We start from the raw sequence: 15,331 nt of genomic DNA on the forward strand, positions 1-15,331 counted from the left end.
GGACAGGAGGAGAAGAATGGCATCCAGAATTATATTAGATCCGGAAACCCTGTTGGCGCAGGCTGGTGAAATGCAGAATCTGACAGCAGAGTATGAAGCCCTGTTTTCAAAGGTTACAGGTACCTTGAATGATACAAACAATCATTGGAGTGAACTGTTAGCACATAATTTCGCAGGAAAAATAAGCAGTGCCCAGCAAAGTTTCACAGGTATTACAGAGCTTCTTTCCAGCGGGGCTGCTGCGGCGAAAAACAGTGCCGCAACCATGCAGTCGGTAGACCAGTCTCTTGTTAAGGTGTTTGGAGGAGAAGCAGGCGCGGGAATCAGTTCCGGGCAGGTACAAGGTGTGATTGATGTCATAGAGGATTACAGGAAAGCCGAAAAGACATCCAAGAAAGTAAAAGTAAAAAGTAAAAAGAAAAAAGACAGTTTTCTGGACTCATTGAAAGCAGATTTGGCAGGAGTATCGAAAGCAGTTATTAAAAAGGGGAAGAAGACTGTTGCAAAAATAAAAAAATCCTATGATGAGAAAGGCTTTGTTTATAAAGCTCTTCAATATGGTAAAGCCGCTGTAAAAGTCGGCGAAGGTGTCATCAAAATTGCCGGTGCGGTAGCTCTGGTAGCAGGTTCCGGTGGTGCAGCACTTCCGGTAGCTACCTGCCTTGCGCTTAGTGCCGGTAATGATGTTTATAATGCCATGATGGATGCAACATACACCTATACCGGCGACTTTAACAAGATCGGTAATACAAATTTATTAAAGGAATTTCTTGTAAAACAAGGCAGAGAGACGGGAGAAGCCCTCTTTGGAGATAAGAAGCTGGGAGAAGAGATGGGCAACTGGGTCTATACAGGAGTGGACATTGTTTCTTTCTTAAATGGTGTAGATCAGCTTGGAAAATCTTTTGGAAAATTTCAAACCGCAATAACCGGTACCGCAGGAACGTCAAAGGTGTGGGGAGAAATTCACATGAAGGACGTGATCGAAAATACACATAAACTTTACAAGAAAGATGGAATCATTAAGACTGTGCTTCGCATAGATCCAACCTCTGTAGGTAATTTTGGATATGATGTCGTCACAGGTGCGATGAAAGCGATTCAGTCAGCAGGCAAACTTGGCAGTACAATAGCAGATCTGGCGTTTGGTTAAGAGGAGAAAGGAAAATAAAATGGCAAAGCAATTATTACCAAATGGAAGTGTCGTAACTTTAAAAGGTGCGACAAAGAAGCTAATGACAATTGGCATTGAGGTTGAAATGGAAGGGGATGAAAAAACCTACGATTATATCGCGATTCCCTATCCGGAAGGTTATATCGATTCAGAAACCATGTTCCTTTTTATGCAGGAGGATATCGAGAACGTATCTTTCGTAGGTTTTGTAGATGCACAATTGCAGGTTTTTCGAACTGCGTTGGAAGAAACCGATGAAAATGATGAATAGTATCATAATGACAGGCTTCGGGAGAATCTCTGCCGCCTGTGGCTGTCATACAGGCAGGAGAAGAAAAAACAATGAGGATAATTTTTTCTTCGCGGGCCGCTATATGGCAAGCGATAACAATGGACTTGGCAGTATCCTGGAAAAAAGCTTTTCCTTAAAAAAGGATCGGTTCTTTGCTGTTTTTGACGGTATGGGAGGCGGAGAATATGGTGAAATTGCTTCCTATATGGCTGCAAAGGCAACAGAGCAGTATTTGAATGCAGAAGAAGCAGCTGATATTGCAGATAAAAAAGACTATCTGGAAAAAATGTGCACCCACGTAAATGACAGGATATTTAAGGAAACCCTTCGTTTGAATGCAGAGATGATGGGATCTACTCTGGCAGGACTGTATTTTACAGGCAGTCAGGTATGGACTGTGAATGTGGGGGACAGCAGATGCTTTCTCTTACGAGACAGGAAACTTCAGCAGATTTCCGAAGATCAGACCGATGAAGCCTATATGAAAGAAAATGGGATTCATGGACGAAAACCATATCTGACACAGTATATGGGAATGGATCCTGAGGAAGTGCGCGTGCTCCCATATGCGGACAGCCTGCAGCTTAAAAAAGGAGATCGCTTTCTTATATGTAGTGATGGTGTGAGTGACATGGTGTCCATAGAGTTTTTGGAAACTATGTTGCTGCAGACGCAAAGTCCGGCAAAGTGTGTAGATACAATCCTCGCAGCGGCTTTAGAAGCAGGCGGTAAGGATAATATTACAGCGATCGTACTGGAAATAAACAGATAGAATCAGAGGAGAGGCAAATGGAAGAGGAGAGATATCCGTCGCTGCCCTGGCAGGGATGGAAGATTGTAAAAAAGCTGGGACGGGGCGGCTACGGCAGTGTATATCAGGCACAGCGAAATTCTGCAGGTGTCATGGAAGATGCCGCCATAAAAGTGATTTCTTTCCCCAAGGATAAAGAAGACATTGAAGCGGATTTTACAGATGGTTACGATATTGTCAGCGTAAGAAACAAATATAAGGATATGCTCCACCGGTATGTCGATGAGTATCAGATCATGCTGGCGTTTAAGGGGCAGACGAATATTGTCAGCTGCGACGATTTTGCAACAAAACCGCATGAAGACGGGATCGGATGGGATGTTTTTATCCGGATGGAATTGTTGACCCCGTTAACTATGTTGATCAAACAGTATGCAGGAAGTATTCCGGAAGAAAAGGTTATAAAAGTCGGAATGGATATCTGCTCTGCGCTTATACTTTGTGAGTCTAAACATATCGTACATAGAGATATTAAGCCGGAAAATATTATGGTATCGGAGTTTGGAGATTATAAATTAGGCGATTTCGGAATTGCCAAAACTATGTATCACACAACTCAGGCGACGATTGCCGGCTCAGATCGATATATGGCACCGGAAGTAATTACAAGAAAAGAATATGGGAAAGAGGTTGACATTTACAGTCTCGGCTTGGTTCTTTACTGGATGCTGAACAACCGCAAGCGCCCTTTTATCGATGCGGATTATATACCCAGCAATGAAGAAAACGAGCAGGCACAGCTGAGAAGAGTGACAGGTGATCCCTTGCCACCACCCAAATATGGAAGCAGAAAATTACAGAATATTGTTCTGAAAGCATGTGCGTATGAACCAAAAGACAGATTTTCTTCTGCCAGAGAGATGTATCAGGCGCTGGCTGCATTACAGACTGACGGAAGCATGCCGGTGATACCGGAGCCTAAGCCATATGAAGATCCTACACCACCAGGTGGTAAAGATGAGTTGACAGGAGAATGGGGTTCCGCAGGTGAGGATGATCATGGAGGATGGGATTCCGTAAATGAGGTCACTCATGATGCAGGAAAGACTACAACACATAGAACAGAAGGAAAAGCGAATACAGGAGCAGAACCTGCTGTGCTGGAAGGTGCTTATCCGGATGAAAAGGAACTGAAAGCGATACGGAAGTCTTTGAATATCTGTACAGTTGTGATGGGTGTCTGTACTCTCGGCATTGGTCTGCTATGGTGTATCCCTATCAGAAAGAAAATTCTCAACAGAATAGACAGGCGGGAGCCGGTCAGCAACGGCTTAAAGATAGCGGCTACCTGGGTCGGTATGATACCGGGACTTTTGCTCCTTGTAAATGAGGATATCTGATGAAAGCGGGTGGAAAGGTTTAAAACGTAAGATAAGCCAAGGGAATTATTCAGCAGGTAGCATCCTGCGAGTGTACTGAACATTTACAGGAAAAGAAAGGAAGAGAGAGAATGAGAAATCGAAAAGATAAAATTTTTGCACTTATTGCGGCAGGGTGTCTGTGTTTATCCGGGTTAACAGGATGTGGAGAAATTAAGATGTCACCTGACAATATATCATCAAAATCAGATGATGGACTGATGGGATCTGTAAAGGAAGAGACAGATGCAAGTGACGAATCCGAAGCAGATGCTGCCGGTGAGGAGGATAAAGTAAGCAATGATATGATCGGAAGGTATGTATCCCAGGGATACGAGAACCCATCCTTTGGCTTTGCAATTGCCCTCCCGGATACGTATACATTGGAAAAGAGAACGAATCTCGAACTAAACGCGGATACCATCGAAGCCTCTAATGCAGATAGCACCTATGATTGGATAAGATCGCTGATAGCACTGGGCAGCGCGACAGTTTTTGAAGCAGAGGATGAGGATACTTATATTGGAGTGAACATTCAAAATGCTGCAGCTTTAGATGATACAAGTGTGTGGGATGAAGAAAAGACCATAGCGGAGAATTCAGTGGCGACTGAGGAAGATATTAAAGAAGCTGTGGGAGAAGATGCACAGATTACAGAATTTCAAAATAATGTGGAAGAAATCACATTTTTAGGTGAGAAACATTATGCGGCACAATACACATTTAAAAACTATGACGTTCCTTTTTATGGTGTGACTGTGTATTTGGTAAACGAACAGGATCCCCGTTATCTGTTAGCTATCGATATTTTGGGATCAGATCTGAATGCTGTGGATCAGGCGGATCAGTTTTTTAGTGTTTATACGGAGTAAGCTGAAGGGAAAAGGAAAGATATGAAAAAGTTTTGTGTATGGTTCGGCCTTTTGATGTCCACAGCGGTGTTTACGGCGTGTGGAACCGGTATTAAGAATAGTAGTGAGAGCAGTAGTAGCAGTGTCAGTATGCAAACCCAAAATATAGAAATGGAAATAACGGATTTGGTGAATCTGGGGTCAGATCCGCAGGCTTATATGCTTTACGGAAGTTATCGGAACGAAGAAGAGTATAAAGATGAAGATGGTTCCTATGCGGAGAAGCATGCAGATGATTATGACTATATGACTTTGCAGCTTGCAGATTCGGAAGAATACGAAGTACAGATTCTCCCTGTAGAGCTGCAGGCAGATACTGATTTTCTGAATTCGGACCTTGCCGGAAAAACCGACGAAGAATTGAAAGATGAGGTGGGGCTGACAGACCAGCAGATCAGCGCACTGCATGAGTATTGGCAATATAATCATATGCGTGTCAACTTTGTCGAAAGAAAAAAATACAGTGAAGATGGAGAATATTCTTATTCCACAAATAATTTCTTCCAGTTTGCCTATGAAGTAGTTGGTGACAAACTCTATATGGGATTGGAAGCTTTGATTACGGATGAAGAGGATGAAACGAAGCTGGAGTATTATGTGCAGGACCGCGAGGAATGGACGGAATACTCTTATGGCTTCGATGGATTGGATCTGATTTTGTCTAAGGATGGAAAAAGTACAAGACTTAAATCTTTTTCTATGCTTTATGCGGAAAAAAAGAATGAAGGAATTTACGAATGGGGATATGCTGAGAATTCTACAGCAGGATATGATGGAATCGTTCACATAACTATGAGTACGGAAGAAGGTTATGATTCTTCTATTGAGTGGGCAGATGGCAAAAGAGCTGAGAATGTAACAGCACAGATTGAAGGTAATCAGTTTGCCCTTACCTGGGACAGTACCTATCGCTATGATTACGATCTTGGAGAATCCGAGGAAGGCGAAGGGGGAAAACTCGCGGGTATTTTTCTTCTCACTGCCCGGCCAAATGGAGGAGCAGATGGCGGTCTGTCCATCTGTGTGGATGGCGAATGGTATCCTTATGTTTATGATTCTACTGCTTATTGGAATGGTGAATTAAGTGATAATCTGGCGACAGATGCAGATGTGAGCAGTATGAGTGAACAGGAGCTGGGAGAACTGAAAGAAAACCAGACAGCGGTCTCAAGCGGACTCATGGGAGCTTTCAAAGAGCAGGGTCTTGATTCTGCGAAGATCGATGAGTCAACGGGAACGGTACAGATGGATAATAATGTGCTGTTTGCCTTGGACAAGTCGAAGCTGACAGATGAGGGAAAGGCTTATCTGGATCAGTTCCTTGCAGCCTATGTACCGGTAATATCCGGTGCGATAGAAGAAGGAAAGGTATCCACAATCGTAGTGGAGGGCTATACCGATTCTGCAGGCGACGAGGCTTACAATTTAAAACTTTCTGAGGAAAGAGCACAGACTGTTGCAGATTATATTAAGGCAGGTTATCCGGAACTTGCGAATGTTATCGAAGTTGTCGGTAATGGAGAAAACAATCTTATTCTGGACGGAGAAGGCAAAGAAGACGCTGCAGCATCCAGGCGCGTAGAGGTCAGATATGTCCTGAAGACAGAGTAGAGATAAAAGCAAATATAAAAAAGTACAATTGGAAATACGAGCAGACATAAAAGGAGTAAATACAAATGGCAGAAAATCAAAAAGTAGATCTCAGTACACTTCCAAAGGGGCTTACCAAGGAAGAATTTACAGCATTACCTAATTTTAAAAAGATCCGTTCCTTTTTTACCTGGGCAGGTGTGGTATCTATCGTATCAGGTATATTCGTTCTATCGAGTATAGGACACATATCGCAAAGCATACTTCGGAATGGAGGAAGCCTTGATGGTTTGTTCCAGATGGGAGCAGTAAAGCTCAATTTGTTGTTTATGGTTGTCAGTATTGTTCTGGGAATTCTCTTAATTAAAAAGAAAACAACAACAATGGCTTATATTCTGGCTATAATAGAATTGGTATATGTACTTCTGGCAATTACATCAGGTGGATCAGTAGGCATCGGTGCTATATCCTTTTTACTCTCTATAGTTGGTGCGATCCGGATCGATAAAAAATGGAAACTTTATCAGGAAATCTCTGTTGGAAACAATCAGGGAAATCCTGCTGGAAACAGCACAGACGGAAGAACGCAGAATAATGCATATGCGCAATATCATACATCCCAGGCTGCCAATAACGAAACTTACTGGCAGAAGAAGCCGGAAGAGAATCATGGTTTTGTTTCAACCGGCGCATCGAAAAGTTTGAAAGAAGCACTGAATATTTATAAAAAAGAGAAAAGCTGGTCTGCAGAAAATGACATGATAGAGTCTTTGAAGACCAGTAAAGTATGGGTTCCCTATATCAGCGAGAAGAACCAGATGGATATTCTGAAAAATGGAGAAAGATATTATTTTCCTGTGTTTACAAGTGCAGCGGAAATGAAAGAGTATGGGAAGAAATTTTATCAAAGAGAAGTATATATTTCTGATGCGATTAATATGGCAAAAGAATCACGATATGTATTAACTGGTCTGGTTATCAATGCGTTTACTGATTCTGTTATATTGAACTGGGATCAGCTCGGCACAGGAATTCCTAACGCCGATGATGGGGAAGAAAAAACCATGTATAAGAGATAGCAATTCTGACGTAATAAGCTGCGTTGAATTTTATAGCTGTTGGTGTATAATAAGAATATAGTGACAAGAAATGCTGAAAGCCTGCATTTATGTCAATGTCATTAACTTAAAAGCAGAAGATATTTATTCCGAAATGGATTAGATATCTTCTGCTTTTTTGATATGCTTATATTGTAAAAAGAAGCCATGAACCTGCTCAAAAAAAGGATGTGATTATGCATGAAGCATTCTCAGAAACGTATATTCATGGATATAGAAAAAATGACTTGGATTTAACGAATGTGGCAGAATTCCACACGCTAATAAATATGATGATGGAACGTATGGTGGGGAGATTCTGATGGTGAAAAATTTGTAGAGTTCAGTCTGATAGAAAAATAAGTATTCAGATGATGAGTAATTTAAACTGAGGAAGATCAGAAAGGCATATGGATAGTATTTGCTGGAATATTATACATTAAAAATCTACGTTAAATTTTACTGATTTTGCCATATAATAAACATGGTGGAAAGAATATCAGAGAAGATATTGGCAGTGAAAAATGGTTGTGGAAAATTGTGAGAATAGATATAATATAGAAAAGACAGACGAGTGAAAAAGAATGATCGAAATTGAGTCTATCAAGAACTCCAATAGAAAGGACGTGATACTATGCTAACAACTGAATCTGTAACGATTAAAGTTCCGGTAGGAATGTCAAAATATCTGGTAACTGTGAATCCAGAGATGGAGTTGACCAGAAATGCATTGTTGTTGTATCCATATATACTGAATCAGACGATATCTCATGGTCGTGCGGCTGAAATTCTGGGAATACGTAAATCAGAGTTGATTGATCTGTACGATAAGCTTGGATATTCTTATTTTGATATGACGATGGATGATCTGGATGATGAATTGAATGCTTTTAGAGAAGTGAAAAAGAAGGAGGCTGCTGTATGATTGTTGTCTCTGATACAACACCGTTGATATCACTTCTTAAAATCAATCGTATAGATTTACTGGAAAAATTGTTTGGTGATGTTTTAATTCCACAGGCAGTTTTTGATGAACTGACAGTAGATGAACGATTTCGGCTGGAAGCGGATCAGATCAGACAAACGAAATTCATTGCAGTGAAGCCTGTAAATAATCCAGAATCAGCCAGTATATTGAAAAGAGCAACGGGGCTTGATCAGGGCGAGAGTGAGGCGATTGTTCTGGCGGATGAATTAAAAGCGGATCTGTTGTTGATGGATGAAGCAAAGGGAAGAAATGTATCGGCTCAGATGGGGATTAGAATCATGGGCACGATAGGTATTCTTATGGCTGCTTATGAGGAACAGGAACTGACTTCGGATGAGGTCAGAGAATGCGTCGACGGTCTGCAATGTGCCGGACGGCATATTGGGCAAAGACATTATCAGATGCTGTTAAGCAGATTGAAAAACTAAAAATCGCTGGTCTACAAAGTACGGATTTGAATTTGAAAAATTTTCGGTTCACATAAATTATAGCAGGTAACTGATACGATATGCTCATTCGGGAGTAACAAGTCTTAACTTGATTACATAGAAGAAAGTATATCAAAGAGGTAGCCTGCTATTGTTTTACGATGAATTAGTTACAGCGAAATTAGTGGAGATTTAGCAGAAGTTTTAATTAAATATGGAATTAAATCTGCTTTTGGGTGGCGTGTCTTGCAATCCGGGATCTTGGGGAAGACATTGTCTGACAGCGGCTTACTGTGCGGAAAAAATTGCCGGTGCATGTGGAAATATGGATACTGAGAAGGCGTATATATTAGGGTTGTTGCATGATATAGGAAGAAAATTTGGAGTGAGGCATCTCGGACATGTTTCAGATAGGTATACATACATGAAGTCGTTCTGGAGTATGAAGAAAAGGTACAGTCTGCCCGTGTTTCCGCAGAGGAAGAGTTCAGAGAACAGTTCCTTGCAAAACTGCAGGAAAATATGAAGCAGGCACAGAGTGAATTCAGGGAATTAAACAAAGCATTGAAAGATATTACATTCAGTAATGAAAGATATGAATTTATCTATATGCCAAGCGGACATTACAGAAATTATTATGACATGATCATGGATGATTTTAATGTGATCCAGGGAGAATCTATTTTCAGCGGTATCTTTCATGAAACTCATAAAGAAGTGATTGATGAGTTGTTTGAACGTCTGGCATTAAATAATGAAAGCAGTTCAAAAACGCTGGCAGAATTTACCGATTATCGGACCTATATGGATTATGATATAAAAATTATCCATTCAGATGGAACTTTTTCTTACTATTCCAAAGTCCGTGAAGAAAAGAGCGGTGGTGAGACACAGACTCCGTTCTATGTGACAGTTGCGGCATCTTTTGTACAGCTTTATACCAATAGTATTGGAGGAGAAGCGACAGGACTGGTGATGTTTGATGAGGCATTTAACAATATGGACGATGAGCGGATCAGTGGTGTACTGGAGTTTATGAATCGTCTGCCATTACAGCTTATTATTGCCGCACCACCAGATAAAATTCAGTATATTGGTCCTTCTATGGAGGAAACGCTGTTGATAATGACAGATGAAAAAGTGAGTTTTGTGGAGAAATACTGCCATGAGATATGAAGAACGAATTTTACAAACCTTACTGGATTCTTATGAAAGAAGCAGGTTATCCAGAGGGGAAAATGAAGTAGCTGTTCATATCGCTTTTCCGATAACTCCCAAAACCATGCCGATATACTTTGATGAAAATTCACTGGCTTATGAAGAAATTCATGGGACAGCAGGACATCTGGAAGAAATGGGATATACTTGTTCCGTATGGAAAGGGGGAAAGAAAAATCATATTCTGCAGAAAATAGTATTGTGCGATGAAAAAGTGGATGAAATCTATCGCCATCTGGGACGGGTTCCGGAAAAACAGATGCAGCAGGCGCAGCTGGCGGTGTTACAGGAACTGAAAACGGAATGTAGCACACCGGTTGCGAGAAACTTTATCTGTTGGCTGATGAAGCGGCTGGAACAGGGAAAAACGGTGAAGGAATATCTAAATCTGGATGATACAGAAGGAAGCCGGCGGTTAATCAGAGCCATTCACAAAATAGAAACGAATCAGAAAGAAATTTATATCCGTGAATTTTCAGTACAATGTTTTGGGGACAGTAAGGAACTGGAAAAGAAATCCGGTCTGATCGGAAAAATTTTCCGCAGATTTTCCGATGATATGGAAGATATGGATAATGATGTTATTCTGGCAGAATATGGTATTTATCGTACCCCCAATTACGTGTATGTAAAGGGAAGTGGAAGGTTGCGGATTGGAACACCGGAGGCATACGACATAGATCTCAGAAGTCTTCGTCAGGGAATCGGATTGTCAGGGGAAGATCTGGACGGTCTGGAATGGAAGGTGGATGTTTCAGTAAAAAGGATTATCACGATAGAAAATCTGACGACATTTTTTCGCTGGGAAGAACCGGACAGTGTTTTGATTTATCTTGGCGGTTATCATAATGCAGTAAGAAGAAAATTCTTACAAAAATTGTATCAGGTATTTCCGGAGGCAGAGTATTTTCATTTTGGAGATATCGATGTAGGTGGATTTGAAATTTACGAAGATCTTTGCCGACGTACGGGAATACCTTTTACTACTTATAAGATGGGAATCTCAGAGCTGGAGCAATATGAACAATATACGAGAGAACTGACGGAGAATGACAGGAAAAGAATGGACAGTTTGCTGAACAGTGAGGCGTATGAGAACGTATGGCCGATTTTGAGGTACATGAAAGAACATGGGAAAAAGCTGGAGCAGGAAAGTATCCTGTGATGTTTTCGGCTATGTATGAGAAAAACAGGCAATGTAAAACAATTTTGACACGAAAAATCCTCCATGTAAAAGCCATTTGATAGACACAAAACGTGGAATGTGCAAAGATGTTCCCGAAAGGAGAAAACAAAATATGGAAATTGGGAAAAAACTGAAGGACGCCCGGATGAGATCCGGATTTACTCAGGAGAGCGTTGCTGAAAAAGTCAATGTGTCCAGACAGACGATTTCTAACTGGGAGAATGAAAAATCATATCCGGATATTATCAGCGTGATCGAGTTGAGTAACCTTTATTCCATAAGTCTTGACGAATTACTGAAGGGAGACGAGAAAATGATGGAACATCTGGAAGAAAGCACAAATGTTGTCAAGAGCACGCGGAAACTGATCGGCGCGATCCTGCTGAACATTATTACGGTGATTCTGCTGGTCACGCTGAGCATGTTTTTGCCTGACAGAAGTTACTATTTACTTGTGGTATTCTGTCTGGCAATTGCCAGTTCGTCCGTGTTGCTTTATCAGATGATCAAACGTATCTAAGGAGGATTTTATGATGGAATGGAGAATTACTTTAGCTGCAATTTTTGCTGCAGTTGCAATTGTCGGAGCAATGGAAACAATTTATCAGATTTATCAGGTGACGGTGATCGATGCAGCCGCCCGTGGGCTGAAACATCCGAAACTATGGGGAATGCTTGCAGCGAATGGAAATAATTCCAGCGGTTTGCTTTTGTATCTGATCGGACGAAGAAAATATCCACGGAATGCAATTGACATCAAACAGTTACAGCTTATGGATAAAAAGAAAAAAGCTGCGGGAATCGGTCTGGTATTTTTGGCGGTTGGTGCGATCGGGCTGGTTGTGTGCCTGGCGAGAGTTGGTTTATAGACAAGGGCAAGGCAGCAAAATAAAATGCAATGATTTTTAACAAAATCACCCCGAAACTGTTAAAGAAAGTTGGTCGTAAGACCACTTTCTTTATGCTACAATGTGTTAAAAATAATTGCAAAGGTGGGAATTGTATGCGTGCTACAAGGAGAATTTATCTGGAGAGGCATGACACGAAAGCATTTATCCGGGATAAAACACGCAAACTCCACTTCCCGGTTTTTGACGGATGTAACCACATGCAGTGCCAGATCCGTGACCCGAAAGGATTTGCAGGGATGTTGGAGAAGATGCTCAAGGAGAACAAATTACCGGAATTGCCGTTTGTAATCTGAGTCATCCTCGGAATATCGGATGTAAAAATAATACCGTTTCATGAGGAAAGAGAACTATGAGTTTATTTAAGAAGAAAGAAATAGCAAAATCATAGAATCAAAAGCATCAAAAACCAATCATCCGTGCAAGCATCTGTACTGGAGAACAGGTTGTAGGTTTTAAAGATTTGCAGAACGGAAAAATAGAAGAAATCATGCTGCTCCAGTGCCCGGAAGATCTGGAAAAGTTCAGAAAGATGTATGGGATAACGGGAGAGATTGAAAAAGAATATTGATGTATGAATCAAAAACAGCGTGGCTGGAAGCTGTGTTGGAAGAGGCGTAGCCAAAATAAGATTACAACAGAAACAAATCAGAAAAGTCCTGAACATGAAGCATCAGATGTCCAATGTTCAGGACTTTTCTTGTCTGAAAATGCATAAAATTGCATAAAAGTCGCTATGAATTTGTCAGTTTTTGCTATATGATAGAGGTATAAGAAAATACAGATGAAATAGAGGAAAGAGAGAAAGAAAATGGTACAAAAGAAAAACACATTAACAAAAACAGGAATCGTAGCGCTTCTGGCGTGTGTATGCTGTATCTTATGGGGAAGTGCAATTCCGGTGATTAAGACGGGGTATCGGTTGATGGAGGTGGATGCGGCGGATACGGCGAGTCAGATTGTATTTGCCGGGGTTCGGTTTACGCTGGCGGGGCTTCTGGTTCTGATCTTTGCTTCGATCCGAGAGAAAAAAGTTCTGATTCCGGATCGGACGATTCTGAAATACGCGGTTCCGGTGTGTCTGGCGCAGACGGTTGGACAGTATTTCTTTTTTTACATCGGTGTTGCGCACACTTCCGGAGTAAAGGGCGGCATTATTACCGGACTTGGCAACTTTATTGCAATCCTGATGTCCTGTCTGATCGTTCGCAACGAACGGATGACCGGGAGAAAAATGGCAGGATGTGTGCTTGGATTTGCAGGTGTGGTTGTGATCAACCTGATGGGAAAATCGCTGGATATGGGATTTACGCTTACCGGCGAGGGATTTATCCTGATCTCTCAGGTCGCTTACGGAATCTCAACGATTCTGATCAATATCTATTCGAAAAAAGTATCCCCGGTCGTGCTCAGCGGAACACAGTTTACGATGGGAGGAATCGTTCTGACACTGATCGGTGTCGGAATGGGCGGACACCTTGGAAATGTTACCGCGGTGGGTGTCGTGATCATTTTCTATCTCGCAATGGTTTCAGCGGTTGCCTACACGCTGTGGTCGGTACTACTTGCATGGAACGATGTCTCGAAGGTGGCAATTTTCGGATTTGTCAATCCGCTGTGCAGTGTGATTCTGTCGGCATTGATCCTGGGAGAGGTGAAACAGGCATTTAATACCGGCAGTTTGGCAGCACTGCTTCTGGTGTGTGCGGGGATTTATATTGTCAATTGCAGAGGAACGAATAAAAAGGAATAATTTTTTGGAAAAAATCAAGAAAAATAAAACCCAAAAGCCATTTTGTGCATCTATATAATGTAGATTATATAGAAACATTCTATACAACAGAGAAAACCGGACACGCTTCTGGCAGATCCGGGGTATGCTTATTCAAAAAAAAGAGCGAAAATACAATGAGTGGACAGAGGAAAAGCATAATATGGAAGACAATCAGATTACAGATGACGATAAAAATGAAGATAAATTGGAACGTATAGAACTTGTTCAAAAAGCCGCCGAAGGTGATAAAGAAGCTTTTACACAGTTATATACACTCACATATTCGGAAGTGTACCATATCGTAAAAGTATTTATACATAATGAAGATACCGTACAGGATATTGTGCAGGAGACGTATTTTAAATGCCTGAGAAAGATCCGGCAGTTAAAAGAACCGGAGAAATTTTCGGTGTGGATAAAAAAGATCGCGGTTAACACGGCGAAGGCACATCTGCGGAAAGTAGACTGGGTGTTATTTTCAGAGGCAGACGGGGAAGGAGGAAAAAGCATTGCTGAGCTGCAGGATGAGCGGCTGGAACATCTGCCGGAAATCGTTGTGGATCAGGCGGAGACGAAAGAACTGATCGACAGGATCCTGGAAGACCTGGATGATCGACAGCGGATAGTCGTAGGGATGTTCTATTATGAACAGATGTCGGTAAACGAAATCGCGGAAACCTTATCCTGCAGCGTCAACACGGTGAAGAGCCGTCTGAATTACGCAAGAAAAAAGATTGGAAAAGAGATTTCCGAGCTGGAGAAAAAGGGAGTGCTTCTGTATACGGCGGCGCCGATTCCGTTGCTCATGTATCTGTTTCAGAAACTTCGTGGAATTCAGGAAAAGGTACCGAAAGCAAAATTTCTGATAAAAGCGGGGATAGGAAAAACAGTTTTTGCCGGGGTTGCAGCAGCGGTTGTCTGTGTGGGAATCGGTACCGGAGTGATGAGAAGCCAGGATATGCACCAGCAGGTACAGGAGATACAGGAACTGTTGTCGGAAACCGACGATCAGAAAACGGATGAGGCGCAGGCTTCAGGGGCTGAGGGCGTTGAGGAAGAAAAGGATGATCCGGAAGTGACACCGGAAGCGACACCACAGCCTACCGTAACGCCGGAAGCAGCAGAAAAACCACAGGCTGCATCTGCAACAGCGGTGAAATCAGCAGAAAATAATGGGCAGGCAGCACCGACATCTGCGGCACAGGAAAATGCAAACAGTACAGAAAGTCAGCAGACAACGACAACTTCGGAAGCGGATCAGCATACCCATCAGTGGGTACAGCAGACAGAGACGGTGCACCATGAAGCTTCCGGGCATTATGAGACGGAGATTGTGCAGGAGGCCTATGAGGAACCGGTCTATGAATACCATGTGTTCTGCGATACCTGCGGGGCAGATGTCAATACCAGTGCGCTGGAACACAAAGCGATCCATGACAACGGATTTACGAGTAAGAAGATCCAGACGGGAAGCATTCATCACGATGCGGTGACGCAGGAGGTCTGGGTGGAGGAACCGGCATACGATGAAGTGGTAACAAGAGGATATGTTTGCTCTGTCTGCGGAGCAGGAGAGTAAAAGAAACAGGGAGGAGA

18 protein-coding genes are annotated in these 15,331 nt (G+C 42.0%); all 18 read left to right on the forward strand.

The features are described from left to right. Positions 1–16 precede the first annotated feature (16 nt). On the forward strand, positions 17–1,153 hold the full coding sequence (locus ETP43_RS03055; RefSeq protein WP_129256997.1) for a WXG100 family type VII secretion target: 1,137 nt from the start codon (positions 17–19) through the stop codon (positions 1,151–1,153). A gap of 19 nt (positions 1,154–1,172) precedes the next feature. After that, positions 1,173–1,445, forward strand: coding sequence for a DUF4176 domain-containing protein (locus ETP43_RS03060; RefSeq protein ID WP_022171892.1), 273 nt, complete (start codon positions 1,173–1,175; stop codon positions 1,443–1,445). 103 nt (positions 1,446–1,548) lie between these two features. After that, positions 1,549–2,238, forward strand: coding sequence for a PP2C family protein-serine/threonine phosphatase (locus tag ETP43_RS03065; protein WP_164979582.1), 690 nt, complete (start codon positions 1,549–1,551; stop codon positions 2,236–2,238). Between the two features lie 17 nt (positions 2,239–2,255). Next, positions 2,256–3,617: a serine/threonine protein kinase gene (locus tag ETP43_RS03070; RefSeq protein WP_118635132.1), complete on the forward strand. Its 1,362-nt coding sequence runs from the start codon at positions 2,256–2,258 to the stop codon at positions 3,615–3,617. Between the two features lie 110 nt (positions 3,618–3,727). Further along, positions 3,728–4,507, forward strand: coding sequence for a hypothetical protein (locus ETP43_RS03075; RefSeq protein ID WP_022400258.1), 780 nt, complete (start codon positions 3,728–3,730; stop codon positions 4,505–4,507). Positions 4,508–4,528: 21 nt separating this feature from the next. Then, a complete protein-coding gene (locus ETP43_RS03080) occupies positions 4,529–6,157 on the forward strand; it encodes an OmpA family protein (protein ID WP_118635131.1) in 1,629 nt (542 codons plus the stop codon). A 65-nt stretch (positions 6,158–6,222) separates the two neighbouring features. Next, positions 6,223–7,215 (forward strand): SseB family protein, encoded by a 993-nt coding sequence (locus ETP43_RS03085; protein WP_129256999.1) that lies wholly within the window; start codon positions 6,223–6,225, stop codon positions 7,213–7,215. A 652-nt stretch (positions 7,216–7,867) separates the two neighbouring features. After that, positions 7,868–8,158, forward strand: a complete 291-nt coding sequence (locus tag ETP43_RS03090; protein WP_022400253.1) for a hypothetical protein — start codon at positions 7,868–7,870, stop codon at positions 8,156–8,158. Continuing rightward, positions 8,155–8,649, forward strand: a complete 495-nt coding sequence (locus tag ETP43_RS03095) for a DUF3368 domain-containing protein (protein ID WP_129257000.1) — start codon at positions 8,155–8,157, stop codon at positions 8,647–8,649. The genes ETP43_RS03090 and ETP43_RS03095 overlap by 4 nt, the downstream gene beginning before the upstream one ends. Positions 8,650–8,863: 214 nt before the next feature. Further along, positions 8,864–9,175: an HDOD domain-containing protein gene (locus ETP43_RS18250; RefSeq protein WP_334295486.1), complete on the forward strand. Its 312-nt coding sequence runs from the start codon at positions 8,864–8,866 to the stop codon at positions 9,173–9,175. 38 nt (positions 9,176–9,213) lie between these two features. Then, the gene (locus ETP43_RS03105; RefSeq protein ID WP_243114173.1) at positions 9,214–9,825 is read left to right on the forward strand and encodes an SbcC/MukB-like Walker B domain-containing protein; all 612 of its coding nucleotides are present in this window, start codon (positions 9,214–9,216) and stop codon (positions 9,823–9,825) included. Continuing rightward, positions 9,815–11,032, forward strand: a complete 1,218-nt coding sequence (locus ETP43_RS03110; RefSeq protein ID WP_129257001.1) for a Wadjet anti-phage system protein JetD domain-containing protein — start codon at positions 9,815–9,817, stop codon at positions 11,030–11,032. Before ETP43_RS03105 ends, ETP43_RS03110 begins: the two co-directional genes overlap by 11 nt. A gap of 133 nt (positions 11,033–11,165) precedes the next feature. Further along, a complete protein-coding gene (locus ETP43_RS03115; protein WP_129257002.1) occupies positions 11,166–11,573 on the forward strand; it encodes a helix-turn-helix domain-containing protein in 408 nt (135 codons plus the stop codon). A gap of 10 nt (positions 11,574–11,583) precedes the next feature. After that, positions 11,584–11,922, forward strand: a complete 339-nt coding sequence (locus ETP43_RS03120) for a hypothetical protein (protein ID WP_022400248.1) — start codon at positions 11,584–11,586, stop codon at positions 11,920–11,922. 134 nt (positions 11,923–12,056) lie between these two features. Continuing rightward, positions 12,057–12,257, forward strand: coding sequence for a hypothetical protein (locus ETP43_RS03125; protein WP_129257003.1), 201 nt, complete (start codon positions 12,057–12,059; stop codon positions 12,255–12,257). Positions 12,258–12,373: 116 nt separating this feature from the next. Further along, the gene (locus tag ETP43_RS18255; protein ID WP_243114325.1) at positions 12,374–12,532 is read left to right on the forward strand and encodes an aspartate dehydrogenase; all 159 of its coding nucleotides are present in this window, start codon (positions 12,374–12,376) and stop codon (positions 12,530–12,532) included. 240 nt (positions 12,533–12,772) lie between these two features. After that, positions 12,773–13,714 carry a DMT family transporter gene (locus ETP43_RS03135; protein ID WP_129257004.1) on the forward strand — a complete coding sequence of 314 codons (942 nt, stop codon included), beginning with the start codon at positions 12,773–12,775 and terminating at the stop codon, positions 13,712–13,714. Between the two features lie 124 nt (positions 13,715–13,838). After that, positions 13,839–15,314, forward strand: a complete 1,476-nt coding sequence (locus tag ETP43_RS03140) for an RNA polymerase sigma factor (protein ID WP_129257005.1) — start codon at positions 13,839–13,841, stop codon at positions 15,312–15,314. Positions 15,315–15,331: the final 17 nt, after the last annotated feature.

Origin of the sequence: Blautia faecicola (genome assembly GCF_004123145.1) — a bacterium.
Lineage (GTDB): Bacteria > Bacillota > Clostridia > Lachnospirales > Lachnospiraceae > Oliverpabstia > Oliverpabstia faecicola.

Coding starts and splice junctions, on each gene's coding strand:
- ETP43_RS03055 (WP_129256997.1), top strand. CDS start 17: ATGGCATCCAGAATTATATTAGATCCGGAAACCCTGTTGGCGCAGGCT.
- ETP43_RS03060 (WP_022171892.1), top strand. CDS start 1,173: ATGGCAAAGCAATTATTACCAAATGGAAGTGTCGTAACTTTAAAAGGT.
- ETP43_RS03065 (WP_164979582.1), top strand. CDS start 1,549: ATGGCAAGCGATAACAATGGACTTGGCAGTATCCTGGAAAAAAGCTTT.
- ETP43_RS03070 (WP_118635132.1), top strand. CDS start 2,256: ATGGAAGAGGAGAGATATCCGTCGCTGCCCTGGCAGGGATGGAAGATT.
- ETP43_RS03075 (WP_022400258.1), top strand. CDS start 3,728: ATGAGAAATCGAAAAGATAAAATTTTTGCACTTATTGCGGCAGGGTGT.
- ETP43_RS03080 (WP_118635131.1), top strand. CDS start 4,529: ATGAAAAAGTTTTGTGTATGGTTCGGCCTTTTGATGTCCACAGCGGTG.
- ETP43_RS03085 (WP_129256999.1), top strand. CDS start 6,223: ATGGCAGAAAATCAAAAAGTAGATCTCAGTACACTTCCAAAGGGGCTT.
- ETP43_RS03090 (WP_022400253.1), top strand. CDS start 7,868: ATGCTAACAACTGAATCTGTAACGATTAAAGTTCCGGTAGGAATGTCA.
- ETP43_RS03095 (WP_129257000.1), top strand. CDS start 8,155: ATGATTGTTGTCTCTGATACAACACCGTTGATATCACTTCTTAAAATC.
- ETP43_RS18250 (WP_334295486.1), top strand. CDS start 8,864: ATGGAATTAAATCTGCTTTTGGGTGGCGTGTCTTGCAATCCGGGATCT.
- ETP43_RS03110 (WP_129257001.1), top strand. CDS start 9,815: ATGAGATATGAAGAACGAATTTTACAAACCTTACTGGATTCTTATGAA.
- ETP43_RS03115 (WP_129257002.1), top strand. CDS start 11,166: ATGGAAATTGGGAAAAAACTGAAGGACGCCCGGATGAGATCCGGATTT.
- ETP43_RS03120 (WP_022400248.1), top strand. CDS start 11,584: ATGATGGAATGGAGAATTACTTTAGCTGCAATTTTTGCTGCAGTTGCA.
- ETP43_RS03125 (WP_129257003.1), top strand. CDS start 12,057: ATGCGTGCTACAAGGAGAATTTATCTGGAGAGGCATGACACGAAAGCA.
- ETP43_RS03135 (WP_129257004.1), top strand. CDS start 12,773: ATGGTACAAAAGAAAAACACATTAACAAAAACAGGAATCGTAGCGCTT.
- ETP43_RS03140 (WP_129257005.1), top strand. CDS start 13,839: ATGCTTATTCAAAAAAAAGAGCGAAAATACAATGAGTGGACAGAGGAA.